Source organism: Streptomyces sp. NPDC127106 (assembly GCF_042677605.1).
GTDB lineage: Bacteria > Actinomycetota > Actinomycetes > Streptomycetales > Streptomycetaceae > Streptomyces.
This window is the reverse complement of sequence record NZ_JBHXTC010000029.1, coordinates 8887-30966: the sequence shown is the minus strand read 5'-3', so window position 1 is coordinate 30966 and position 22080 is coordinate 8887. Positions and strand designations below refer to the sequence as shown.

Here is a 22080-nt window from a genome sequence, read left to right as displayed (position 1 = left end):
TATACCGGGATGATTGTTGGGTCGACCGGTACGATGGGCCCATGGTGCGAACCCCCCTGACCCCGGAAGAGCGCGAGCGCGGCGAGCGCCTCGGCACGTTGCTGCGCGAGGCCCGCGGCGGGCGCAGCATGGTCGAGGTCGCGGCGACGGCCGGGCTCTCCGCCGAGACCCTCCGCAAGATCGAGACGGGCCGGGCGCCCACCCCGGCCTTCTTCACCGTGGCCGCCCTCGCCGAGGCGCTCGGCCTCTCGCTGGACGACGTCATCCGCCGCTGCGCGCTCGTCCCCGCCTGACCCGTTCCGGTGCCCGCGGGCTGTCGTTCGGGCGGCCGCGCGGGCCGAACGGCGCAATCGGCGGGGCCCGCGGCCGGGCGCGGGGCAACGTGAAGGGGTGTCAGCCAGCAACGCAGCCGAACGACTCGGACTCGGACTCCTCGGTGCCCTCCTGGCGGGCGGCCTGCTGGTCGCCGCCTGCGCCGTCCCCGACGGCCGGCCCGCAGACCCGGGCCGCCACCCGGCCGCACCCCCGACCGCCCCCGACGGGAGGGCCATGGCAAGGTGACACGGCGGGTCGGGGCGCACCGAACCGCGGGCATTCGGGTGAATGGTCGCCCCTCAGCCCGGGGTGAAGCGTTTCGGCAGGTCAGGGCCCTCCTACGCTGCACGGCATGCACAACCGCACCACCGCGGCCGGCATCGCCGCCGCCTCCTCCTTCCTGCTCCTGTCCGTCGTCGGCCCGGCCGATGCACATCCCGTGCCCGGCCAGCTGTCCTACGCGTACACCGACGGCGACGACCGCCCGGCCGCGGACGTCCTCCGGGCCCCGGAGAGCGGGGTGTGCATCGACCTGCCGGCCCTCGGCGACGCCCCGGCCGTGCACCTGCACAACGACAGCCCCGCCACGGTCAAGCTCTTCGGCACCCGCGACTGCCTCGGCCACCCCCTCGCCACGGTGCACCCGGGCGACCGCTCCGCGGTCCACACCTTCTCGGTCTGGCTGGAACTGCCCCGCTAGGGCGTAGGGGCCGCCCCGGAGACGGGGTGCGGGCGGTGGCGTAGCCTCGGGGGATGACCCTCGAAGAGCTCGGGCGGGCGAAGTACGTCAGCCTCACCACCTTCCGGAAGGACGGCACGCCCGTCGCGACGCCCGTGTGGGCCGTGGCCGACGCCGGCGAGCTGTACATCTGGACCCGGTCCGATTCGTGGAAGGTCAAGCGGATCCGGAACAACGGCCGGGTCACCCTCCAGCCGTGCGACGTGCGCGGGCGGGTCGCGCCCGGCGCGCCGGTGATCGAGGGCCGGGCGCGGCTGCTCGACGAAGCCGGGCTGAAGCGGGTGCGGCGGCTGATGTCGCGGAAGTACACGTGGCAGTTCTGGTCGGTGGACGTCCCGGGCGCGCTCGTTCGGTTCGGGCGGCGCCCGCACACGGGGATCGCCGTCAAGGTGTGAGATTCCCGTAGCCCGCCCGTAACAACGGTGGGTTCCAATGCCGGCATGGAGACCGCGGCTTCGCTGGTGATCACGCAACTCTCGGACTACTTACGCGGGTTGACGCAGAGACTGGACCCCGAGGCAGGATGGTACGGGGAGTTCCTGCGCCGGGACGCCGAGGGGCTGCGGGCCTGCCTGGACGGGGCCGCGATGCCGCCGTGGGACGTGGTGGAGTCACTGCTCGGCGATCTCGCGGGGGCGCGGGGGGCCGAGTTCGCGGCGCGGGAGACGCAGTACGCGGCCCGACTCCGGGCGGAGGCCGCCGCCGCGTGGGACCGGCTCCCGGGCGGGGCCGAGGAGTTGCAAACCCTGGCCGTGGCCGCCGCCGAGCAGCGGGAGGCCGCGGAGGCTGCGGCACGGTCCCTGACGGCGCGGCTCGCCGCCACGGCGGACCGGGCGGAGGCCGAAGCGGTCGCCGGGGAGCTCGCCTGGCTCCGGGACGACGCGGCCCGGGCCGCATCCCGGCACGAGGACCTCACGACCCGCCTGACGGCCCTGACCACCACCCCCGACCCGCTCCCCGCAGTGCCCCGCCAGCGCAGCAATGCGCCGGCCGCGCCTGCCGCCGCACCTCCCGCCGCAACACCGTCGTCCGGGGAGCCCGGCGGAGGCACGTGCCGTTACGGGACACCGCGGGAGCCTGCCGAGCAGCTCCCGGGGCGGGAGCCGCCCGAGGGGTCGGGCGGGGTCCCGGGGCCGGCCTCCGGTGGCGGGGCGCCGGGCCGGGTGCGGCGGGCCGAGGGGCGGTGGCTGCGGGGCGGCGGCACCGCCCGCAAGGCCGGAGGGGCGCGGTACGCCGGCTCGGCGGCCCCCACGCCGACCCCCTTCACCCCGCCCCCCGGGCATCAGGCCGGCCCCGCCGCCGCCCCGCCGCGCGGCGCCCGCTTCGGCCACCTGGAGCCGGACACCCGGTCGCAGCCCCAACCCCACCCGCAACCCCAACCCCAGCCCCAGGACGCCGGTCCGCCAGCGGGTCCGCCGCACGACGCCCGCTTCGGGCAGCCGGAGCCGCAGGGGGCCGGGGCAGCACCGCCCGGCGGGCGGAGGGTCGGGGGCGCGGTGGCGGAACTGATCGCGTTGCGGGCCCAGGGGCGCAGTGGCGAGGCGCACGTGCTGCTGTGCGAGGCCGCCGCCTGGCCGCCCGGGCTGCTGCCGGAGCTCGCCGTCGAGCTGGCCCGCGCCGGGCTGGGCGCCGACTGGGCCACCCTGCTGTGGGAGGCGGCCTCGCTCCCGCCCGAGCGGCTCGCCGCGGTGGCCGCGGCCCTCGGCGCGGCAGGCCGGACCGCCGACTGCGAGGCGCTGCTGCGCCAGGGCGTGTCCCGTCCCGCCGCCGAGATCGCCGAGGCGGCCCTGGCCCTGGCGGAGGCGGGCCGGCTCGTCGAGGCCGACGCCCTGCTCGGCGCCTTCGTCCGGGTCCGCTCCGCCGAGGAGGCGGCCCGCCTCGCCCGCCGGGACCCGCAGTGGTTCGTCCCGCGCCTGCTCAGGGCTGCCGAGACCGCTTCCGCCGGGCGTCACCGCGACCTCGTGCACGCCCTCCGCGTCGGCAAACTCTTGGCTTCCTGAACACCGCTCCTGAACACCGCTCCTGCACAACAATTGATCGGAGCCGACCGTTTCGCGACCCAATCCGACCGACTGCGCCATCAGTGCAAGGCGGTCTTGCCCCGCGGTGTGACGAGGCCTACGTTCTAGTCCCTACGCACACCATCTACGTGCGTAGAAGTCGGCGTTCCCGTCGCGAGGAGCAGCTCATGGCCCAAGTCGTCCGCGCCGCACTCGTCCAGGCCACCTGGACCGGAGACACCGAGTCGATGATCGCCAAACACGAGGAGCACGCCCGCAGAGCGGCCGCCGAGGGCGCGCGGATCATCGGCTTCCAGGAGGTCTTCAACGCCCCCTACTTCTGCCAGGTCCAGGAGCCCGAGCACTACCGCTGGGCGGAGCGGGTCCCGGACGGGCCGACGGTCCGCCGGATGCAGGACCTCGCCCGCGAGACCGGAATGGTGATCGTCGTCCCGGTCTTCGAGATCGAGGACTCCGGCTTCTACTACAACACCGCCGCCGTCATCGACGCTGACGGCAGCTACCTCGGCAAGTACCGCAAGCACCACATCCCGCAGGTCAAGGGCTTCTGGGAGAAGTACTACTTCCGCCCCGGCAACCTCGGCTGGCCCGTCTTCGACACCGCCGTCGGCAAGGTCGGCGTCTACATCTGCTACGACCGCCACTTCCCCGAGGGTTGGCGGGCGCTGGGCCTGGCCGGCGCGCAGCTGGTCTACAACCCGTCCGCCACCCACCGCGGCCTGTCCGCCCACCTGTGGCAGCTGGAGCAGCCCGCGGCGGCCGTCGCCAACGAGTACTTCGTCGCCGCCATCAACCGGGTCGGCCGGGAGGAGTACGGCGACAACGACTTCTACGGCACCAGCTACTTCGTCGACCCGCGCGGCCAGTTCGTCGGCGAGACGGCCGGCGACAAGGAGGAGGAACTCCTCGTCCGCGACCTCGACTTCGGCCTCATCGAAGAGGTCCGCACCCAATGGGCGTTCTACCGCGACCGCCGCCCCGACGCCTACGGAGGGCTCGTACAGCCGTGACCAACCCGATCCCCCTGCTCAGCCGCCACCGCTCCGTCCTGCCCGACTGGCTCGCGCTCTACTACGACCGCCCCCTCGAACTCACCCACGGCGAAGGCCGCCACGTCTGGGACGCCGACGGCAACCGCTACCTCGACTTCTTCGGCGGCATCCTCACCACGATGACCGCCCACGCCCTGCCCGAGGTCACCAAGGCCGTCAGCGAGCAGGCCGGGCGGCTCATCCACTCCTCCACCCTCTACCTCAACCGGCCGATGATCGAGCTGGCCGAGCGGATCGCCGCCCTGTCCGGCATCCCCGAGGCGCGGGTCTTCTTCACCACGTCCGGCACCGAGGCCAACGACACCGCCCTGCTGCTGGCGACCGCGTACCGCCGCTCCAACCAGATCCTGGCGATGCGCAACAGCTACCACGGCCGGTCCTTCTCCACCGTCGGCATCACCGGCAACCGCGGTTGGTCCCCGACGAGCCTGTCGCCGCTCCAGACGTACTACGTCCACGGCGCGGTCCGCACCCGCGGCCCCTTCGCCGGGCTGTCCGACGAGGCGTTCACCGCGGCCGCCGTCGCCGACCTGGAGGACGTGCTCGGCCAGGCCCGCGGCTCCGTCGCCGCCCTGATCGCCGAGCCGATCCAGGGCGTCGGCGGCTTCACCTCCCCGCCCGACGGCCTGTACGGGGCCTTCCGCGAGGTGCTGGACCGGCACGGCATCCTGTGGATCAGCGACGAGGTGCAGACCGGTTGGGGCCGTACCGGCGAGCACTTCTGGGGCTGGCAGGCGCACGCCCGCAGCGGCCCGCCGGACATGCTCACCTTCGCCAAGGGCATCGGCAACGGCATGTCCATCGGCGGCGTCGTCGCCCGCGCCGACATCATGAACTGTCTCGACGCCAACTCCATCTCCACGTTCGGCGGTTCCCCGGTCACCATGGCCGCCGGCCTCGCCAACCTCGGCCACCTGCTGGAGCACGACCTCCAGGGCAACGCCCGCCGCGTCGGCGGCCTGCTCCTGGAGCGGCTGCGCGCCATCGCCGCCACCGTGCCCGCCGTACGGGAGGTACGCGGCCGGGGGCTGATGGCCGGGGTGGAGCTGACCCGGCCCGGCACCGACCGCGCCGACCCGGACGCGGCCGCCGCCGTCCTGGAAGCCGCCCGCGAAGGCGGTCTGCTGCTCGGCAAGGGCGGCGGGCACGACACCAGCGTGCTGCGCATCGCGCCGCCGCTGTCCCTCACCGTCGCCGAGGCGGAAGAGGGTGCCGAGATCATCGAACGGGCCCTGCGCAGCATCGTGTAGCCGGGAGGCACCGCACATGTCCATCCGCACCCTGATCCGCGGCGGCCTCGTCATCACGGCCGCCGACGAGCTCCACGCCGACGTGCTCGTCGAGGACGGCCGGGTGACCGCCCTCGCGGCGCACGGCTCCGACACCGCCGAGGGCTGGACCGCCGGCGCGGGCCGCGTCCTCGACGCGTCCGGGAAGTACGTCATCCCCGGCGGGGTCGACGCCCACACCCACATGGAGCTGCCCTTCGGCGGCACCTTCGCCTCGGACACCTTCGAGACCGGGACCCGGGCCGCCGCCTGGGGCGGCACGACCACCATCGTCGACTTCGCCGTGCAGAGCGTGGGCCGCGCCCTGCGCGAGGGGCTCGACGCCTGGTACGACAAGGCCGACGGCAAGTGCGCCGTCGACTACGGCTTCCACATGATCCTCTCGGACGTCAACGAGGGCACCCTGAAGGAGATGGACCTCCTCGTCGACGAGGGCATCACCTCCTTCAAGCTCTTCATGGCCTACCCGGGGGTCTTCTACAGCGACGACGGGCGGATCCTGCGCGCCATGCAGCGGGCCACCGGCAACGGCGGGCTGATCATGATGCACGCCGAGAACGGCATCGCGATCGACGTGCTCGTCGAACAGGCCCTCGCCCGCGGGGAGACCGACCCCCGCCACCACGGAGAGGTCCGCAAGGCGCTGCTGGAGGCCGAGGCCACGCACCGGGCGATCCAGCTCGCGCGTGTCGCGGGCTCCCCGCTGTACGTCGTCCACGTCTCGGCGGAGGAGGCGGTGGCCGAGCTGGCGGCCGCCCGCGACAAGGGCCTGCCGGTGTTCGGGGAGACCTGCCCGCAGTACCTCTTCCTGTCCACCGACAACCTCGCGGAGCCGGACTTCGAGGGCGCCAAGTACGTCTGCTCCACACCGCTGCGGCCGCGCGAGCACCAGGCCGCGCTGTGGCGGGGCCTGCGCACCGACGACCTCCAGGTGGTCTCCACCGACCACTGCCCGTTCTGCTTCAAGGGGCAGAAGGAGCTGGGCCGCGGCGACTTCTCGAAGATCCCGAACGGCCTCCCGGGCGTGGAGAACCGGATGGACCTCCTCCACCAGGCGGTCCTGGACGGGCACATCACCCGTCGCCGGTGGATCGAGATCGCCTGCGCGACCCCGGCCCGGATGTTCGGCCTCTACCCGCAGAAGGGCACCATCGCCCCCGGCTCGGACGCCGACATCGTGCTCTACGACCCGCGCGCCGAGCAGGTCATCTCCGCACGGACGCACCACATGAACGTGGACTACTCGGCGTACGAGGGCAAGCGGGTCACCGGCCGCGTCGACACCGTGCTCTCCCGCGGCGAACTCGTGATCGACCGGCGCGAGTTCACCGGGCGGGCCGGCCACGGAACCTTCGTGCCGCGCTCCACCTGCCAGTACCTGTAGGCCGCGCGGGGGACGCCGCCCCCCGCCCCCGTACGCGTCCCGTACGCCGTACCCCGCACCCGTCGCACCCCGCCCCGTACGCCGCACCGCCCACGCAAGGAGCCGCCCATGGACTTCGGCCTCGTCCTGCAGACCGACCCGCCCGCCTCCCAGGTGATCAGCCTGATGAAGCGGGCCGAACGCAACGGCTTCCGCTACGGCTGGACCTTCGACTCGGCCGTGCTGTGGCAGGAGCCCTTCGTCATCTACAGCCAGATCCTGGCCAACACGACGAAGCTGACCGTCGGCCCGATGGTCACCAACCCCGGCACCCGCACCTGGGAGGTCACCGCCTCCACCTTCGCCACCCTCAACGACATGTACGGCAACCGCACGGTGTGCGGCATCGGCCGCGGCGACTCGGCGATGCGCGTCGCCGGGCGCAAACCCAACACCCTCGCCCGGCTCGGCGAGGCCATCGACGTCATCCGGGACCTCGCCGAGGGCCGTCAGGCCGAGGTCGACGGCCAGCCGGTGCGGATCCCGTGGGTGAAGGAGGGCCGCCTCCCCGTCTGGATGGCCGCGTACGGGCCGAAGGCCCTGGCCCTCGCCGGACAGAAGGCGGACGGGTTCATCCTCCAGCTGGCCGACCCCTACCTCACCGAGTGGATGGTGCACTCGGTCCGCACCGCCGCCGAGGAGGCCGGCCGCGACCCGGACGCCATCACCATCTGCGTGGCCGCGCCCGCCTACGTGGGCGAGGACCTGGCCCACGCCCGCGACCAGTGCCGCTGGTTCGGCGGCATGGTCGGCAACCACGTCGCCGACCTGGTCAGCCGGTACGGCGAGCACTCGGGCATGGTGCCCGCCGCCCTCACCGACTACATCAAGGCCCGCCAGGGCTACGACTACAGCCACCACGGGCGGGCCGACAACCCGTCCACGGACTTCGTCCCCGACGAGATCGTCGACCGGTTCTGCCTGCTGGGCCCGGCCGAGGCGCACATCGAGAAGCTGCGTGCCCTGCGCGCCCTGGGCGTCGACCAGTTCGCCGTCTACGACATGCACGACGCCAAGGAGGCCACCATCGACGCGTACGGGCAGCACATCATCCCGGCGCTGGGCGGCTGACCTCCACGGCGGCCCGCCTCTGCCGGGGCCGGCCTCCGCCGGGGCCGGCCTCCACGGCAGGGCCCCGGTACGACGGGCGTCGGGCGTCGTACCGGGGCCCCGAACGTGAGCGGCGCCGCGAGCGCGACCGCACGGACCGGAGGTGGGCGGTCAGCCGCCGTACCGGGCCCGGAACCACCAGGCGGCCAGGGTGATCACCGTGGTCCCGGCGCCGTAGGACGCACCCCGGACGAACTGGTGCGCCGCCATACGGCGGCGGCGGGCCGCCCAGGCCGCCAGCCGGCGCACCCGGTCACGGGACGTCCGGTAGCCGCGGGCCGGGCGGGACAGGAGACGGAAGAGGAAACCGGAATTCACTGTGTGCTCCTTGGCGTGATCGTCCGTGTACACCTGCGAGGGGATGCCGGACCGGGAGCCGCGGGGAGTCCGCGCCCGCCGGCCGGCAGGGGTGGGTGTACGTGTAACAGGGTGTCGATCACGGCCCCGGCCCGGCCAGGACAGATGTCCCTCGCCCGCCGGGAGGGTTCACGGGTACGCGGCCCGGACGGCCTCGTCGAGGAAGAACTGCCAGTTCCCCGCGGCATAGCGGACGAGGTCGACGAAGGGGGTCCGGCTCTCGGGCAGGCCGATGTCGAACTCGGTGAGGTCCTGGTACATCTCGGGGATCAGCCTGCCCACCGTACGCGGCGCGTACCCGGCGAGCGCCCCGATCTCCTGCCGGGTGCGCGCCCCCAGGGCGACGGCCCGCCAGATGGCCCGCTTGGTCTCGTCCTCCAGCAGGATCCGGCTGGTCGACCGGGCCTTCCCGGAGGGGAGGTAGGGATTGAGGACCGGGTCGACGTAGGGCGCGCCGGCGACCGCCTGCCGTGCTGCCGCCTCCAGGACGTCCAGGCGCCCTGTTCCCGGGCTCTTGGAGCAGTAGCTGCGCACGCCGAGGTCCTGGTACGAGTACAGCAGGTGGAGCCGTCGGTTGGCCTCGCCCGAGGTCCAGACGACGGTGGGCACCGGTGCCGGACGGCTCTGGAGGGTGCGGATCGCGGTCAGTCCGCTGACCAGCAGGGCGTCCCCGCGGATGCGGAGGCCCCCGGACAGCCTGAGTGTGTCGAAGTCCTTGTTGAGGTGCTCGTACAGGAGGTCGACGACGGCCACGTCGAAGCGCTCCGTGTCCAGCAGGCCGTCCAGCCCCAGGGGGTCGCGTACGGCCGTCACCAGGTGGCCGTACTCCCGTTCGAGTTCCCTGCCCACTGCACCGGCCAGCAGATCGGAGTCCTCCACGAGGAGGATCCGCATGCCCTGCTTCATGTCGACGTCCTCTTGCTCTGAAGCGGAATGGTCAGTTTCATCGCGGTGCCGGTCCCGCCCGTGCCGGGGTGCGCGGTCAGGTCGCCGCCCAGCGAACGGGCCGCGCCGCGCAGTCGGTTGAGGCTGCGTGACGCGTCGTCCAGCACGCCGTCGGGCAGTCCCGGGCCGTTGTCCGCCACCTCCAGCGAGATCCCGTCCCGGCTGAGGTCGCAGTCGATGTCCACTGCGGTCGCGCCGTACTTGGCCGAGTTGGACAGCAGGTCGCCCAGCGCCCGCCCGACCAGGACGGCGACGGGCCGGGCGACGGAGGCCGGCCCCACCCGCGGCGTGGAACCGACGCACAGCACACCGGAGAAGGTGCGGATGCGCTCGCTGAGCAGGGTGGCCAGCGGCACCTGGTCCCGCGTCAGGAGCAGCTCGATCCGGTAGCTGCCGACCGCCTGCTCCAGTTCGTCGAGCTTCTCCTGGACACGCGGTGGATCCTGGACGTCGGCCCTGATGGCCGCGATGCCCGACTTCACGTGGGAGTGCAGGAACTCGAAGAACTCGGAGAAGTTCTGCTGCTGGACCTCGATCTGTTTCTCCGCGGCCGCCATGCACATCTTGCTGATCGCCATGCCGAGGATGAAGCCGACGGAGAGCCACATCACGGAGACGCCGGCCGAGGCGGCGTGCGCCCAGGTGATCCTGCCGTTGTTCCCGTACGCCAGGAGCAGGAAGAACGCGAAGTACCCGGCGAGTGCCGCCGCCTCGACGGCCCGCCGCCACGGCACCAGCCGGCCCGACGGCCACGGGTAGTAGGCGAGGAACAGCCACATCGGTGCGGAGTAGTTGCACCCCGGCACGCAGAGGATCGACTGCCCGTACGTCCCGGGATCGGACATGGCCATCAGGAGCGAGTTGACCAGCAGGGCCTGCACCGGATACCCGATCGTCCACCAGCCGCCGCGGGCCAGCGGGCCGTGGCCGCGCCACCAGAACGGGACGAAGGCGAGGTGTGCGCACGCCAGCCAGAAGACGATCGTGTCCCCCCGGCCGCTGTACGGATCGAACACCGAGCTGACGAACAGCGTCATCGCCTGGAACACCGGTCCGGACCATTCGAGGTTCCCGACCATGTACTTGATCGTCGTGCTGGTCAGTTGCTCCCGGTCCGCAAGGCGGCGGACCTCCGCGTCTGTGGCCACAGGACCGCCCAGGACGTGCTCACCGCGGAACGGGACCGACCGGGGGCCGGCCCGGCCCGCGCAACCGGTGGGACGTGGACGATCGTTGCACACCCCGCGGCGCGAGGAGAGGACAACTGTCCTTCAGCCCAGGTGCGTTCCCCGGCCACGCTGGCGCAGTCGCGTGAGACGCCGCGTCCCGCACGCGCGGGCCGGCGTGTCCCGGCAGCAGGACCGACACAGTTCCGAGGAGTGCACGTGGCAAAGATGCTGGATACCTCGCTCCGCACCGACGCCGCCGGCCCGTCCGGCAGCCGCCCGCTCAACTACGTCCGTTTCCTCCGCAACCCCGCCCGCTACCTCCTCGACCGCGTCGCGCCGCTGGCCGCCGAAGGCCTCACGCCCGTCAGCGGCCGCAACGGCGCGCTGCTGGTCGCCCGCGGCCAGGACGCCGTGAAGGCCTTCTTCACCGACGAGGGGGCGTTCGAACGGGCGGACGGCGGGATCTTCTCCCTGCCGGCCGGGCACAGCTGGTCCGGCATGTTCGACACCGTCCTGACCGCCAACGGCCAGGACCACCGGCGCCGCCGGAAGCTGATCGCACCGGCGTTCCACGGCAGCCTGGCCGATGGATGGGCGCGCGTGTTCGAGGACACCTTCCGGGCGTCGCGGTTCGCCGACGCCGATGCGGGCACGTTCGACCTCGTCGCGGAGTGCCGGCGCATCGCCAGGGCCAACATGCTGGTCTGTCTCCTCGGCCTGCGACCCACCCCCGGGAACCTCCGCCTGGCCGCCGACATCACCGACCTGCTGAACTCCATGTTCAACCCCTCCGTGATCCTGTTCCGGTCGTACCGCACGTGGACGCCCTACGGGCGCTGGGCCCGGCGGGTCGAGAGCGCCTACCGGCGCCTCACCGCCCTGGTCGAGCACAGGCGGCAGGAGCCGCCGCAGCGGGACGCCCTCTCCGTGCTGTGCCACACGGTGGACGAGGAGGGCGGGACCCTCACCACCCAGGAGATCGCGGCGGAGCTGCACGGCCTGTTCGCGGCGGGATACGAGACCACGGCGAGCGCCATGGCCTGGTCGGCACTGACCGCCATGAGCCGGCCCGACCTCGTGCCGGACGGCCTGGACGCCGTGGTCAAGGAGACGCAGCGGATGCTCCCTCCGGTGGCCCTTTCCCTGCCGCGCAGGGCGCGCCGCGAGGTCCGCCTCGGCGGGTCGGGGCCCGCACCCGCGGGCGCGGTGGTGTTCGTCTCGCCGCTGCTGGAGCACCGCGACCCGGAGGTCTACGCCGATCCCCACCGGTTCCGGCCGGAGCGCTGGAAGGACCTGCGCCCCCTGCCGTACGCGTTCCTGCCCTTCGGGATCGGAAGGCGTCGGTGCCCGGGCGCCGGGTTCGCCGACCTACAGGTACGGACCACCCTCCGACTGCTCTTCGAACGGTCCGGCTGGCAGCTCAGGGACACGCACATCGGCTTCCGGACCGAGAGCGGCGTGATCCTGCTGCCCGACCGCCCCCTCCCGGTACGGCGGGGCCGGGGCCGGACGCTGGAGCGGATCACGGGCCCGCTGGCGGCCGTCTGGCAGCCCGTCGGCTGACGCGCAGCGACGCGTCCGAGGCCGGCCGGGCCCCGGGGAGGTCACCCCGGCACGGGCGGAGCCGTAGGGTCCGCGGAGCCGGACGGCTCCGTGAGGCGCGGGTCGAGAGCGATCTGCTGCGGGGTGTAGCAGTCGGCCGTCTCCACGGCGACCTCGGCGCCGCACCCCGCACAGGCCAGGTTCGGCCCCTGCGAGCCGCTCGGCCCGCAACAGCCCTGCCGTCGCCGCGGGATCGGCTCGACCCCGCGGACGTCGTCCGGGCCGATCACCGCGCTGCGCAGCCCGGAGCCGGGCCGGACCCGCGGGGCCGGCACGCCCTTCGGCGGGTGCGCCCAGGACAGGTGGTAGGGCTCCGGGTCGTAGGCGAAGGTGCCCGGGGCCAGCCGCGGCGGGCAGTCCTCCCCGTCCGGCACGGCGAACGGCAGCGGCGCCTCGTCCAGCGGCGGTAGCGGGACCTCCCGTACCGGTGCGGTCAGGGCGGTCCCACAGGCCGCGCAGCGGAATACGATCACCCCTCCATCCTGCCCCACTCCCCCGGACGGGTTCACCCGATGGTCACCGCGGGTACGGCCTCCCTTCCGGGAATGCGGTGGGGATCGCGGGCCGGGCGTGGTCTGATGGGGGCATGATCGAACAGTTCCTGGCACGTGACCTGTCCGCCGTCGAGGAGGCCGTCCGCAAGGCGGCCGCCGCCGAGATCATGCCGAGGTTCCGGCAGCTCGCCGAGCACGAGGTGGACGAGAAGAGCGGCCCGCACGATCTGGTGACCGTCGCCGACCGGAAGGCCGAGGAGCACCTCACGGCCTCCCTCACCCGGCTGCTGCCCGGCTCGGCCGTCGTCGGCGAGGAGGCCGTGCACGCCGACCCGACCGTGTACGGGGCACTGCGCGGCGACGCCCCGGTCTGGATCGTGGACCCCGTCGACGGCACCCGACAGTTCGTGTCCGGCGACCCCCACTTCTGCACCCTGGTCGCGCTCGCCCACCACGGGGAGGTCCTCGCCTCCTGGACCTTCGCCCCGGCGCTGGACGAGATGGCCACCGCCGTGCGCGGGCAGGGCGCGTACCTGGGGGAGGAGCGCCTGTACTGCGGGTCCCCGGACCCCGGCGCCGACCTGCGCGTCGCCATGGCGCACCCGCTGTACACCACCGACGGCGACAAGCGGATCCTGTCCCGCCTGGACGTGCCGGGCGTCGCCGCCCGCCCCTGCGGTTCGGCCGGACTGGAGTACCTGAAGGTGGCCCGCGGCGAGATGGACGGCCTCGCCTTCACCTGGCCCTCGGCCTGGGACCACGCGGCCGGGCTGCTGCTGGTCGCCGAGGCCGGCGGCGCGCAGAGCACCGTCGCCGGGGTGCCCTTCCGTATCGACCGGGACAACGAGCTGCCCTTCGCGGTGGGCCGCGACGAGGCCACGGTCGCACGGATCCGCGAGCTGCTGCGCGGCGCGTGACCCCGCACCCGATCCCGATCCCGCCCCGACCCCGCCCGACCCTGATCTGACGAACCCGGGGGCCGCCGAGGCCGTCCCCGGGGCCCGCGGAGGCGGTCCGAATATCCTGGGGGCGGTGCCGCCACCGGACGAAGGAGTCGCACAGTGCCGTTGATTCTCGATGCGGTCGTGGTCGGGGCGGGGCCCAACGGGCTGACAGCCGCCGTCGAACTGGCCCGGCGCGGCTTTTCGGTGGCCGTTTTCGAAGCCGCGGAGGCCGTCGGCGGCGGCGCCCGCACCGAGGAGCTCACCCTCCCCGGATTCCGGCACGACCCCTGTTCGGCGGTCCACCCGTTGGGCGCCGGCTCCCCGGCATTCGCCGCGATGCCGCTGAAGCGGTACGGGCTGGAGTGGGTACACGCCCCGCTGCCGATGGCGCACCCCTTCGACGACGGCACGGCCGCCGTGCTGTCCCGCTCCGTCGCCGAGACCGCCGCCTCCTTCGGGCCGCGCGACGCCGGCGCCTACCGGCGGCTCGTCGCGCCGTTCCTCGGCCGATGGGACACCCTGGCCCGGGACTTCATGTCCCTGCCCGCCACCGCCCTGCCCCGCGACCCGGTCACCCTGGCCCGCTTCGGGCTGGCCGGACTGCCGCCGTCCACCTGGCTGATGCGACGCTTCCGGGACGAGCGGGCCAAGGCCCTGTTCGCGGGGCTCGTCGCCCATGTCATCGCCCCGCTGGGCGGCATCGCCACCGGCGCCGTCGGTCTCGTCTTCGCCCTCGCCGCGCACGCGGGCGGCTGGCCCATGGCGCGCGGCGGCTCCCAGGCGGTCTCCGACGCCCTTGCCGGCTACCTCGCCGACCTCGGCGGCAGCGTCCACACGGACTTCGAGGTCAAGCGCCTGGACGAGCTCCCGCCGGCCCGCGCGTACGTCTTCGACACCTCGCCGACCGCACTGGCCCGCATCGCCGGCCTGGGGCGGGCGTACGACGGCTACCGGTACGGCGCCTCCGTCTTCAAGATCGACTACGCGCTGTCCGGGCCGGTGCCGTGGACCGCCGAGGCCCCGCGCCGCGCCGGCACCGTCCAGATCGGGCCGCGCGCCCGCGACATCGATGCCGCCCTGCAACTCGCCTCCGGCGGGCGGGCCCCCCGCACCCCGTTCCTGATCACCGCTCAACCCAGCCTCGCCGACCCGGGCCGGGCACCCGAGGGCAAGCACGTCTTCTGGGCGTACGGGCACGTCCCCGCAGGCTGGGACGGCGACCTCACCGACGCCGTCGAACGCCAACTGGAGCGCTTCGCGCCGGGCTTCCGCGACCTGGTGCTGGCCCGGGCCACGGCCGGCCCGCCGCAGCTCGCCGCCCGCAACCCCAACTACATCGGCGGGGACATCGCCTGCGGCGCGGCCTCCGGGCTCCAGCTGCTGCTCCGCCCGAAACTGTCCCTGTCCCCGTACACGACCTCCCACCCCGCCGTCTTCCTCTGCTCTTCCGCCACCCCGCCCGGCCCCGGTGTGCACGGCATGTCCGGCCACAACGCCGCCAAGGCGGTCTGGCGGCACCTGCGAAAGGCAGCCCCCTGATGGTCCGCATCACCCTCGTCCAGGGCGACATCACCGCCGAGCAGGCGGACGCGCTGGTCAACGCCGCCAACTCCTCGCTGCTGGGCGGCGGGGGAGTGGACGGAGCCATTCACCGGCGCGGCGGCCCGGAGATCCTGGAGGCCTGCCGGGCCCTGCGCGCCTCCCACTACGGCAAGGGCCTCCCGACGGGCCGGGCCGTGGCCACGACCGCGGGCCGCCTGCACGCCCAGTGGGTGATCCACACCGTGGGCCCGGTCTGGTCCGCCACCGAAGACCGCTCGGACCTCCTGGCCTCCTGCTACCGAGAGTCGCTGCGCGTCGCGGACGAACTGGGAGCCCGTACGGTCGCCTTCCCGGCCATTTCCACCGGCGTGTACGGCTGGCCGATGGACGACGGCGCCCGCATCGCGGTGGAAACGGTCCGCGCGGCGAACACCGCCGTCGAGGAGGTCCGCTTCGTCCTCTTCGACGAGGCGGCGTACGCGGCCTTCGCCGAACAGGTCCACTGACGGCACTCGGCCCTTGCGCCGCACGTCCGCCTCGGGGGTCACGGTCCCCGGAGCGGTGCTCCCCGTACGCGCAGTCAGCGTACGGGCACACAGGGTGGACGGTACGGTGTGGCGTCCGTCACCCTGAGTGAGTCGAGCGCGGGATGATCCCGCGGGTGCGTACGTGGAGGTGGCCGCGGATGACGGTGGTCGAGGGTGAAGCGGGCGGGGCGTGCGGGGACGGGGAGCGGGAGCCGGACCCGTCGGACAGTCTGCGGACGTTCGGCGCGGTGGTCCAGGCCCTGAGGGAGCACGCCGGGCTCAGCCGGGTGGAGTTCGGCACCAGGGTCCGGTTCTCCAAGCACACGGTGGAGTCGGTGGAGCTGGGCCGGCGGATGCCGGACGAGGCGTTCGTGGAACGGGCGGAGGCGGCCCTGGGCGACACGGGCGCGCTCAGGAAGGCGGCCAGGCACCTGACCCGGGGCGAACCGGGACTGGCAGCGTGGTTCCGGCGGTGGGCGCGGCTGGAGAAGATGGCGGTCAGCCTGTACACGTACGAGTGCCGGCTGGTGCCGGGGCTGTTGCAGTCGGAAGCGTATGCGCGGGCGGTGTTCGAGAACCACATTCCGCTGCTGACGGACGAACAGTTGGAGGCGCAGGTCACGGCTCGGCTGGACAGGCAGAAGATGCTCCGTGAGCGGCCGCATGTGCCGTTCAGCTTCATCGTGGAGGAGCATGTCTTTCGGCGAAGGTTCGACTCGGCGGCCACGATGCGAGAACTGCTGGATCACGTCCTGGAACAGACGCGGCCGCGCAATGTGAAGCTTCAAATCGTGCCGCTGGAAGCCGGGTTGCACCCATGTCTGGACGGGCCCGTGCGGCTGCTGGAAACGCCGGAAGGGCGTAGGCTCGCGTACTCCGAGGGGCAGGAGAACGGGCGGCTCATCACTGACCCAAAGGAGGTGAGCCTCCTTCACCAGCGCTATGACACACTGCGCTCACAGGCCCTGACTCCCCAAGAATCGCGGGGCCTGCTGGAGCAACTGCGAGGAGTGCTATGAGCGTGACGGAACTCGTCTGGTTCAAGTCCAGCCACAGCGGCTCGGCGGGTGACGACTGCGTGGAGGTGGCATTCGCCGCGCAGGCCATCCATGTGCGGGACTCCAAGGACCTCGCACGCCCGGCTTTCGCGGTCGGCCGTGAAGGCTGGGCTCGGTTCGTGCAGTACGCCGTCGACCGCTGAGCGGCCGTCGGCGCCCGAACTGCGCGGCCCGGCGGGACGAACCATCCCGTGCGGGCCGCGGTACGTGCCTCAGGGCTGCACGGTCTCATCGTCGTTGACGCTGCGGCACCTTCTGCGGTCAGGTCCTCGCCTTGCGCAGGCGCTGGCAGCCGCGCAGTTGGTCGCGGCCGTCGGAGTCGCAGACCTCGAACCACACGTTCTTCGCGCCGTAGCGGATGTCGTCCTTGCCGGCGTCGGGTTCGCCGTCCGGGTTGTCGGTGAGGTCGACGGTGTGGGTGCCGAAGCGGTCCTCGTAGTGCATCCGGAGCTTGCCGCCCCAGCCGTCCTGGTAGGCGTCGGGTTCGTCACGGGAGTACGGCGTCACGTACTCGATCCCGAACCAGCCGTCCCCGGTGTCCCAGAAGCGGTAGCCCACGCTGGCCGCCGTCGTGCCCTTCAGGGACCGCCCCTCGAAGAGGGTGAATCCGGTGGCGGGCTGCTTCGCCGGTGTCGCGGATGGCGGGGTGTCCTCGGCGGGAGGGCTCTGGGCGGCGCCGGGGATTCCTTTCGCCAACCCGTAGCCCAGTCCCAGTGCGGCCACCGCTGTGCCGAGCACCGCCAGGACACGGCGTGACCGTAATCGTCCGGCGGGTACGGTCCCCGGCGCGGGATCGGACTGCGGGGAGCCGGCGGACGCCGCCGGCGCCGCGGTCGACCCGGCATCGGCCTCCGCCTCGGCGGCGAGCCGTTCCCGGGCGGCGAGCCACGCGTCCGTCTCGGGTTCGTGGCCGCACGCCGCGACGAAGGCGGCCAGCATGTCGGGGCGCGGCAAGGAGGGGCGGGTCAGGACGTACGAGATCGTGCTGCGCGTCAGGACCCGCCCTTGTGTCGCAGCTCGGTTCTCCAGCTGGCGATAGCTCAGACCGGAACGGTCCTGGAGCTTCCTCATGAGTGCCACGAGCTCGGCGGCGTTCCGGGCGCGGCTCGGGTCGATGTCTTCGTGGAGTCCCATGGGCGGAATCCTCGGCGACGGGCCGGGGCGGGGAAAGGTCGCATCGGACACCCGCGCACGTCGGCCGCACTCGGCCCGGTGACGGGCCGGTGCGGGTGCCGGGTGCGGGGGATCAGGTGGCGGAGAGCAGGATCTCCGTCGACTTGATCAGTGCGACGACGGGAGAGCCGACGGCCAGAGCGAGCGCCTCCACCGCCTCGTTGGTGATCACCGAGACCAGGCCGCCGCCCTCCACGTCCACCTGGACGGAGGCCATCGAGCCGCCGACGGCGATGCCCGCGACGGTCCCGGCGAGCTGGTTGCGGATGGAGATGCCCTCCACGTGATCGGTGGCCAGGGCCACCTCGGTGGCCTTGACCAGCGCTTTCACCGGGATGCCGGGGGCGATGCCGAGGTCTTTGACGGCCCCGGCGGTGACGGCGGCCGTGATGTGCTGGCCGCCGTCCAGTCGGACCTTCACCGTCGCCATGGCCTCGTCCGCGGTGACGGCCGTGACGGTGCCGGGGATCCGGTTGCGGATGCTCAGGCTCATGAGTCGCCCGTCCTCGTGGTGGTGTCGGTGTGGTGTGCTCGGGTGCTGCGCCGGTCCGGCAGGACCGATCAAGATCGACCGTAGTGGGCGTCCCGCCGGCCCCGGCTCGGCCCCTCGCAGCGGCCCGCCGGAATCACCCGCCCGGCCCGGGAACCGGCCGTCGTGGTCCGCGGCGTCCCCGCCGGCCCGCCCGTTCACGCCCGCCCGCTATCGTCTGCCGCGGTCGGGGCCCGGACGGGGCTCCGCGGCGAGGGGAGCAGGGCATGGCGGATCCGGCGGCTGCGGCCGGGGGGCCGGACGAGCTGCGGCGGCGGCTGGGGGTCACCGACGCGGTGGTCATCGGCCTGGGCTCGATGATCGGCGCGGGGATCTTCGCCGCCCTCGCCCCCGCCGCACGTGCGGCGGGATCGGGGCTGCTGGTCGGGCTGGCCCTGGCGGCCGTGGTCGCGTTCTGCAACGCCACCTCCTCCGCCCGCCTCGCCGCCCGCTACCCGGCCTCCGGCGGCACCTACGTGTACGGCCGCGAGCGGCTCGGGGAGTTCTGGGGGTACCTCGCCGGGTGGGCCTTCGTCGTCGGCAAGACCGCCTCCTGCGCGGCGATGGCCCTGACCGTCGGCTCGTACGTGTGGCCCGGCCAGGCGCACGCGGTGGCCGTCGCGGCCGTGGTGGCGCTGACCGCCGTGAACTACGCCGGGGTGCAGAAGTCGGCCCTGCTGACCCGGGTGATCGTGGCGGTGGTCCTGGCGGTGCTCGCCGCCTTCGCCGTCACCGCCGCGACCTCGCAGGCGACGGACCCGGCCCGGCTCGCCATCGGCACCGCAGCGGGCCCCGGCGGGGTGCTCCAGGCCGCGGGCCTGCTGTTCTTCGCGTTCGCCGGATACGCGCGCATCGCCACCCTCGGCGAGGAGGTCCGCGACCCGGCGCGCACGATCCCGCGGGCCGTCCCGATCGCGCTCGGCATCACCCTCGCCGTGTACGTCCTGGTCGCGCTCGCCGTCCTGGCGGTGCTCGGCCCGCAGGGGCTGGCGGACTCCGCGGCCCCGCTGGCGGACGCGGCCCGCGCCGCGGGCGCCGAGTGGCTCGTACCGGTCGTGCGGGTCGGGGCGGCGGTGGCCGCGCTCGGCTCGCTGCTGGCGCTGATCCTGGGCGTCTCCCGCACCACCCTGGCCATGGCCCGGGACCGGCACCTGCCGCACGCGCTGGCCGCCGTCCACCCGAGGTTCAAGGTCCCCCACCGGGCCGAGCTCCTCGTCGGCGGCGTGGTCGCCGTCCTGGCGGCGACCGCCGACGTGCGCGGCGCCATCGGCTTCTCCTCCTTCGGGGTGCTCGCGTACTACGCCGTCGCCAATGCCTCGGCGTGGACCCTCACCCCGGACGAGGGCCGGCCGCCCCGGATCGTCCCCGTCCTCGGCCTGGCCGGCTGCCTGGTCCTGGCCTTCGCCCTGCCGGCCTCCTCGGTGGTCTCCGGGGCCGCGGTGCTCGCCGCCGGAGCGGCCGCCTTCGGAATCCGCAAGGCCGTGGGACAGCGCATCCGGTAGCCCCGGCGCACCCCCGTGCCATGCGCCATTACCGGCCAACTCTCCTCTGCGCAAGGGGTGGTGAGTGTGTGCCGGGGGTGTGTGGTGGTGCGCAGGATCTCGACATGGTCACAGGTCACCCGGGTTCCGGAAATGGATCTTAGGGCTGCCTTACCTAAGTTGTATGGTGGCGCTCAAGAACCCGACACAGGGGAGGGACGCGGTGGCGTTAGGCGACGTCCGGCTGGTGGCGGAAAGACTCGACGTCGGGCATGCGGGCCGACCGGTGCTCAAGCAGGTGGACTTCTCGCTCCGCTCCGGAGCGATCACGGTGCTGGTCGGCCCCAATGGCTGCGGGAAATCGACCCTGTTGCGCACGGTGGCCGGACTGCTGCCCCCCATCGGCGGCGAGGTGCGCGTCGACGACGCGCCGCTGCGCTCCTTCGGCCGCCGGACCCTGTCCCAGCGCCTGGCGTTCCTGCCGCAGACCTCGCAGGCCCCCGCCGGGGTCACCGTGCGCGAGCTGGTCCGCCACGGCCGCTACGCCCACCGCGGCGCCCTCTCCCGACACACGGGCGAGGACACCGAGGCGATCGACTGGGCCCTCGACGTCACCGACGCCGCCCCCCTCGTCGACCGGCGGCTCGACGAACTCTCGGGCGGCGAGCGCCAGCGCGCCTGGCTGGCCATGGTGCTGGCGCAGCGGGCCGGCGTGCTGCTGCTGGACGAGCCCACCACCTACCTGGACATGCGCCACCAGTTCGAAGTCCTCGACGTCGTACGCCGGCTGGCCCGCGAGCACGCCATCGCCTGCGGCGTGGTCCTGCACGACCTGATGCAGGCCGCGGCCTACGCCGACGAGGTCGTGGTCGTCGCCGGCGGCGGGATCACGGCCGCGGGGGATCCCGCCGCCGTGCTGACCCCCGAGGTCATCGACCGGGCCTTCGGCCTGCGCGTGAGCGTCGTCCGCGACCCGGCGACCGGGTACCTCGCCTGTTTCCCGCAGCGGCCGGCAGCCGAGTCCGAGCCGGCAGCCGAGTCCGAGCCGCCCGCCGAGTCCGTGCCGTCCGCCGAGGCCGCGCCCCCCGCCGGCTGAGACCACCCCCGGTCCGGCGCCCGCGGCGCCGTTCGACCGCAACACCCCCCTTCCTTCACTGAGGAGAGATTCGCCATGCAGAGGATGTCGCGCGCCTTGACGACGGCGGGTGCCGCCCTGGCACTGATGCTGGCCGCGGTCGCCTGCGGGTCCGGGACGGTCGGCGAAACCGCGGACCCCAAGAAGAGCGGGGACGCGCCCGCGGGCGCCGCCATCGTCCTCGACACGGCCCAGGGCAAGGTCACCCTGGCCAAACCCGCCACCAAGGTGGTGACGTTGGAATGGACGTACACCGAGGAGCTGGTCGCGCTCGGGGTCACGCCGGTGGGGAACGCCGACAACAAGGGCTACGGCACCTGGATCACCGCCAAGGGCGCCGCCCTGCCGCAGGACGTCACCGACGTCGGCACCCGCAACGAGCCGAGCCTGGAGAAGATCCGGGCCCTCCAGCCGGACCTCATCGTGATCGACAACGACCGCTCCAAGGCGAACCTGAAGCAGCTCCAGGAGATCGCTCCGGTGGTGTCGTTCACGTACACCACCAAGCCGCAGCTCCAGACCATGAAGAAGAACTTCGCCGAACTGGCCAAGGCCGTCGGCAAGCAGGACAAGGCCGCCGAGGTCACCGGCCAGATCGACGCCCGGGCCGCCGACCTCAAGGCCCGCCTCGACAAGGCCGGCAAGGGCGGCCTGAAGTACGCCGTCGGGCAGGGCTTCACCGCCAACGGCACCGCAACCGTCCGCATGCTCACCGACGACGCCATCGCCCCGCAGGTGCTGAACCTCGCCGGACTGAAGAACGGCTGGAAGGGCGAGCCCGACGCCTGGGGCATGACCACGGTCGGCGTCGAGGGCATGACCAAGGTGGAGGGCGACGCCACCTTCCTCTACGTCGCCGCCGAGAAGGACAACCCGTTCACCGGGGCCCTCGCCGCCAACGCCGTGTGGAAGGGACTCGACTTCGTCAAGAGCGACAAGGCCGTCCCGCTCGACCCCGGCACCTGGCTCTTCGGCGGCCCGCTCTCGGCGCTGCACATCCTCGACGAGACCGGCAAGGCCCTGAAGGTCTGATGGCTCCGGACACCCTCACGGCAGCCGCCGGCCCCCGGCCGGGGGGCCGCCCGCCCGCCCGGGGGCGCACCCGCGCCCGGCTCACGGGCGGCGCCCTGGCGCTGGGGCTGTGCCAGGTGGCCCGGGTCCACCACCGGCCGGGC

24 protein-coding genes are annotated in these 22080 nt (G+C 73.3%); 18 read left to right on the top strand and 6 right to left on the bottom strand.

All coding sequences use genetic code 11. The annotated features are described in order from the left end of the window. Nucleotides 1-41 precede the first annotated feature (41 nt). The 9 genes from ACFVGY_RS23020 (at nucleotide 42) to ACFVGY_RS22980 (ending at nucleotide 7910) form a co-directional block, all read left to right on the top strand. Nucleotides 42-293, top strand: a complete 252-nt coding sequence (locus tag ACFVGY_RS23020; RefSeq protein WP_385680245.1) for a helix-turn-helix domain-containing protein — start codon at nucleotides 42-44, stop codon at nucleotides 291-293. A 97-nt stretch (nucleotides 294-390) separates the two neighbouring features. Further along, nucleotides 391-561 (top strand): hypothetical protein, encoded by a 171-nt coding sequence (locus tag ACFVGY_RS23015; RefSeq protein ID WP_385680243.1) that lies wholly within the window; start codon nucleotides 391-393, stop codon nucleotides 559-561. A gap of 106 nt (nucleotides 562-667) precedes the next feature. Beyond that, a complete protein-coding gene (locus ACFVGY_RS23010) occupies nucleotides 668-1015 on the top strand; it encodes a hypothetical protein (protein WP_385680241.1) in 348 nt (115 codons plus the stop codon). 53 nt (nucleotides 1016-1068) lie between these two features. After that, nucleotides 1069-1449, top strand: coding sequence for a PPOX class F420-dependent oxidoreductase (locus tag ACFVGY_RS23005; RefSeq protein WP_385680240.1), 381 nt, complete (start codon nucleotides 1069-1071; stop codon nucleotides 1447-1449). Between the two features lie 45 nt (nucleotides 1450-1494). After that, nucleotides 1495-3054, top strand: a complete 1560-nt coding sequence (locus ACFVGY_RS23000; RefSeq protein ID WP_385680238.1) for a hypothetical protein — start codon at nucleotides 1495-1497, stop codon at nucleotides 3052-3054. A 188-nt stretch (nucleotides 3055-3242) separates the two neighbouring features. After that, the gene (locus ACFVGY_RS22995; protein WP_385680236.1) at nucleotides 3243-4085 is read left to right on the top strand and encodes a nitrilase-related carbon-nitrogen hydrolase; all 843 of its coding nucleotides are present in this window, start codon (nucleotides 3243-3245) and stop codon (nucleotides 4083-4085) included. Next, nucleotides 4082-5377 carry an aspartate aminotransferase family protein gene (locus tag ACFVGY_RS22990; RefSeq protein ID WP_385680234.1) on the top strand — a complete coding sequence of 432 codons (1296 nt, stop codon included), beginning with the start codon at nucleotides 4082-4084 and terminating at the stop codon, nucleotides 5375-5377. Before ACFVGY_RS22995 ends, ACFVGY_RS22990 begins: the two co-directional genes overlap by 4 nt. Nucleotides 5378-5393: 16 nt before the next feature. Then, nucleotides 5394-6800 carry a dihydropyrimidinase gene (gene hydA, locus ACFVGY_RS22985; protein ID WP_385680232.1) on the top strand — a complete coding sequence of 469 codons (1407 nt, stop codon included), beginning with the start codon at nucleotides 5394-5396 and terminating at the stop codon, nucleotides 6798-6800. A 108-nt stretch (nucleotides 6801-6908) separates the two neighbouring features. Further along, the gene (locus ACFVGY_RS22980) at nucleotides 6909-7910 is read left to right on the top strand and encodes a TIGR03842 family LLM class F420-dependent oxidoreductase (protein WP_385680230.1); all 1002 of its coding nucleotides are present in this window, start codon (nucleotides 6909-6911) and stop codon (nucleotides 7908-7910) included. Nucleotides 7911-8060: 150 nt separating this feature from the next. Here the strand turns inward: ACFVGY_RS22980 and ACFVGY_RS22975 are convergent, their stop codons facing one another. From ACFVGY_RS22975 to ACFVGY_RS22965, 3 genes are all read right to left on the bottom strand, one after another. Next, nucleotides 8061-8267 carry a hypothetical protein gene (locus ACFVGY_RS22975; protein WP_385680228.1) on the bottom strand — a complete coding sequence of 69 codons (207 nt, stop codon included), beginning with the start codon at nucleotides 8265-8267 and terminating at the stop codon, nucleotides 8061-8063. Between the two features lie 168 nt (nucleotides 8268-8435). Beyond that, entirely contained in the window at nucleotides 8436-9212 is a 777-nt protein-coding gene (locus ACFVGY_RS22970) for a hypothetical protein (protein WP_385680227.1), read from the bottom strand. Next, nucleotides 9209-10399, bottom strand: coding sequence for a sensor histidine kinase (locus ACFVGY_RS22965; protein WP_385680226.1), 1191 nt, complete (start codon nucleotides 10397-10399; stop codon nucleotides 9209-9211). Before ACFVGY_RS22965 ends, ACFVGY_RS22970 begins: the two co-directional genes overlap by 4 nt. Before the next feature lie 246 nt (nucleotides 10400-10645). Here ACFVGY_RS22965 and ACFVGY_RS22960 point away from each other — a divergent pair, with 246 nt between their 5' ends. Then, nucleotides 10646-11983, top strand: coding sequence for a cytochrome P450 (locus ACFVGY_RS22960; RefSeq protein WP_385680349.1), 1338 nt, complete (start codon nucleotides 10646-10648; stop codon nucleotides 11981-11983). A 41-nt stretch (nucleotides 11984-12024) separates the two neighbouring features. On the opposite strand, the gene ACFVGY_RS22955 is transcribed toward ACFVGY_RS22960, so the two are convergent. After that, entirely contained in the window at nucleotides 12025-12495 is a 471-nt protein-coding gene (locus ACFVGY_RS22955) for a hypothetical protein (protein WP_385680224.1), read from the bottom strand. Between the two features lie 113 nt (nucleotides 12496-12608). On the opposite strand from ACFVGY_RS22955, the gene ACFVGY_RS22950 reads away from it, so the two are divergent. The 5 genes from ACFVGY_RS22950 (at nucleotide 12609) to ACFVGY_RS22930 (ending at nucleotide 16730) form a co-directional block, all read left to right on the top strand. Next, entirely contained in the window at nucleotides 12609-13433 is an 825-nt protein-coding gene (locus tag ACFVGY_RS22950) for an inositol monophosphatase family protein (protein ID WP_385680222.1), read from the top strand. Nucleotides 13434-13577: 144 nt separating this feature from the next. Further along, nucleotides 13578-14999, top strand: coding sequence for a phytoene desaturase family protein (locus tag ACFVGY_RS22945; RefSeq protein ID WP_385680220.1), 1422 nt, complete (start codon nucleotides 13578-13580; stop codon nucleotides 14997-14999). Next, nucleotides 14999-15508, top strand: coding sequence for an O-acetyl-ADP-ribose deacetylase (locus ACFVGY_RS22940; protein WP_385680218.1), 510 nt, complete (start codon nucleotides 14999-15001; stop codon nucleotides 15506-15508). The genes ACFVGY_RS22945 and ACFVGY_RS22940 overlap by 1 nt, the downstream gene beginning before the upstream one ends. A 179-nt stretch (nucleotides 15509-15687) precedes the next feature. Continuing rightward, a complete protein-coding gene (locus ACFVGY_RS22935) occupies nucleotides 15688-16548 on the top strand; it encodes a Scr1 family TA system antitoxin-like transcriptional regulator (RefSeq protein ID WP_385680217.1) in 861 nt (286 codons plus the stop codon). Further along, the gene (locus ACFVGY_RS22930) at nucleotides 16545-16730 is read left to right on the top strand and encodes a DUF397 domain-containing protein (RefSeq protein WP_385680215.1); all 186 of its coding nucleotides are present in this window, start codon (nucleotides 16545-16547) and stop codon (nucleotides 16728-16730) included. Before ACFVGY_RS22935 ends, ACFVGY_RS22930 begins: the two co-directional genes overlap by 4 nt. Before the next feature lie 118 nt (nucleotides 16731-16848). Here ACFVGY_RS22930 and ACFVGY_RS22925 read toward each other — a convergent pair whose 3' ends face one another. Then, complete coding sequence (locus ACFVGY_RS22925) at nucleotides 16849-17721, bottom strand: helix-turn-helix domain-containing protein (protein WP_385680213.1); 873 nt, start codon at nucleotides 17719-17721, stop codon at nucleotides 16849-16851. Nucleotides 17722-17833: 112 nt separating this feature from the next. After that, a complete protein-coding gene (locus tag ACFVGY_RS22920) occupies nucleotides 17834-18253 on the bottom strand; it encodes a molybdopterin-binding protein (RefSeq protein ID WP_385680212.1) in 420 nt (139 codons plus the stop codon). 263 nt (nucleotides 18254-18516) lie between these two features. Between ACFVGY_RS22920 and ACFVGY_RS22915 the strand changes: the two genes are divergently transcribed. From ACFVGY_RS22915 to ACFVGY_RS22905, 3 genes are all read left to right on the top strand, one after another. Then, nucleotides 18517-19791 (top strand): APC family permease, encoded by a 1275-nt coding sequence (locus ACFVGY_RS22915; protein ID WP_385680210.1) that lies wholly within the window; start codon nucleotides 18517-18519, stop codon nucleotides 19789-19791. Nucleotides 19792-19993: 202 nt separating this feature from the next. Continuing rightward, nucleotides 19994-20866: an ABC transporter ATP-binding protein gene (locus ACFVGY_RS22910; RefSeq protein WP_385680208.1), complete on the top strand. Its 873-nt coding sequence runs from the start codon at nucleotides 19994-19996 to the stop codon at nucleotides 20864-20866. Nucleotides 20867-20941: 75 nt separating this feature from the next. After that, nucleotides 20942-21937, top strand: coding sequence for an ABC transporter substrate-binding protein (locus ACFVGY_RS22905; RefSeq protein WP_385680206.1), 996 nt, complete (start codon nucleotides 20942-20944; stop codon nucleotides 21935-21937). The last annotated feature ends 143 nt before the right edge of the window (nucleotides 21938-22080 follow it).

Coding starts and splice junctions, on each gene's coding strand:
- ACFVGY_RS23020 (WP_385680245.1), top strand. CDS start 42: ATGGTGCGAACCCCCCTGACCCCGGAAGAGCGCGAGCGCGGCGAGCGC.
- ACFVGY_RS23010 (WP_385680241.1), top strand. CDS start 668: ATGCACAACCGCACCACCGCGGCCGGCATCGCCGCCGCCTCCTCCTTC.
- ACFVGY_RS23005 (WP_385680240.1), top strand. CDS start 1,069: ATGACCCTCGAAGAGCTCGGGCGGGCGAAGTACGTCAGCCTCACCACC.
- ACFVGY_RS23000 (WP_385680238.1), top strand. CDS start 1,495: ATGGAGACCGCGGCTTCGCTGGTGATCACGCAACTCTCGGACTACTTA.
- ACFVGY_RS22995 (WP_385680236.1), top strand. CDS start 3,243: ATGGCCCAAGTCGTCCGCGCCGCACTCGTCCAGGCCACCTGGACCGGA.
- hydA (WP_385680232.1), top strand. CDS start 5,394: ATGTCCATCCGCACCCTGATCCGCGGCGGCCTCGTCATCACGGCCGCC.
- ACFVGY_RS22980 (WP_385680230.1), top strand. CDS start 6,909: ATGGACTTCGGCCTCGTCCTGCAGACCGACCCGCCCGCCTCCCAGGTG.
- ACFVGY_RS22970 (WP_385680227.1), bottom strand. CDS start 9,212: ATGAAGCAGGGCATGCGGATCCTCCTCGTGGAGGACTCCGATCTGCTG.
- ACFVGY_RS22960 (WP_385680349.1), top strand. CDS start 10,646: ATGCTGGATACCTCGCTCCGCACCGACGCCGCCGGCCCGTCCGGCAGC.
- ACFVGY_RS22950 (WP_385680222.1), top strand. CDS start 12,609: ATGATCGAACAGTTCCTGGCACGTGACCTGTCCGCCGTCGAGGAGGCC.
- ACFVGY_RS22940 (WP_385680218.1), top strand. CDS start 14,999: ATGGTCCGCATCACCCTCGTCCAGGGCGACATCACCGCCGAGCAGGCG.
- ACFVGY_RS22935 (WP_385680217.1), top strand. CDS start 15,688: ATGACGGTGGTCGAGGGTGAAGCGGGCGGGGCGTGCGGGGACGGGGAG.
- ACFVGY_RS22930 (WP_385680215.1), top strand. CDS start 16,545: ATGAGCGTGACGGAACTCGTCTGGTTCAAGTCCAGCCACAGCGGCTCG.
- ACFVGY_RS22925 (WP_385680213.1), bottom strand. CDS start 17,721: ATGGGACTCCACGAAGACATCGACCCGAGCCGCGCCCGGAACGCCGCC.
- ACFVGY_RS22920 (WP_385680212.1), bottom strand. CDS start 18,253: ATGAGCCTGAGCATCCGCAACCGGATCCCCGGCACCGTCACGGCCGTC.
- ACFVGY_RS22915 (WP_385680210.1), top strand. CDS start 18,517: ATGGCGGATCCGGCGGCTGCGGCCGGGGGGCCGGACGAGCTGCGGCGG.
- ACFVGY_RS22905 (WP_385680206.1), top strand. CDS start 20,942: ATGCAGAGGATGTCGCGCGCCTTGACGACGGCGGGTGCCGCCCTGGCA.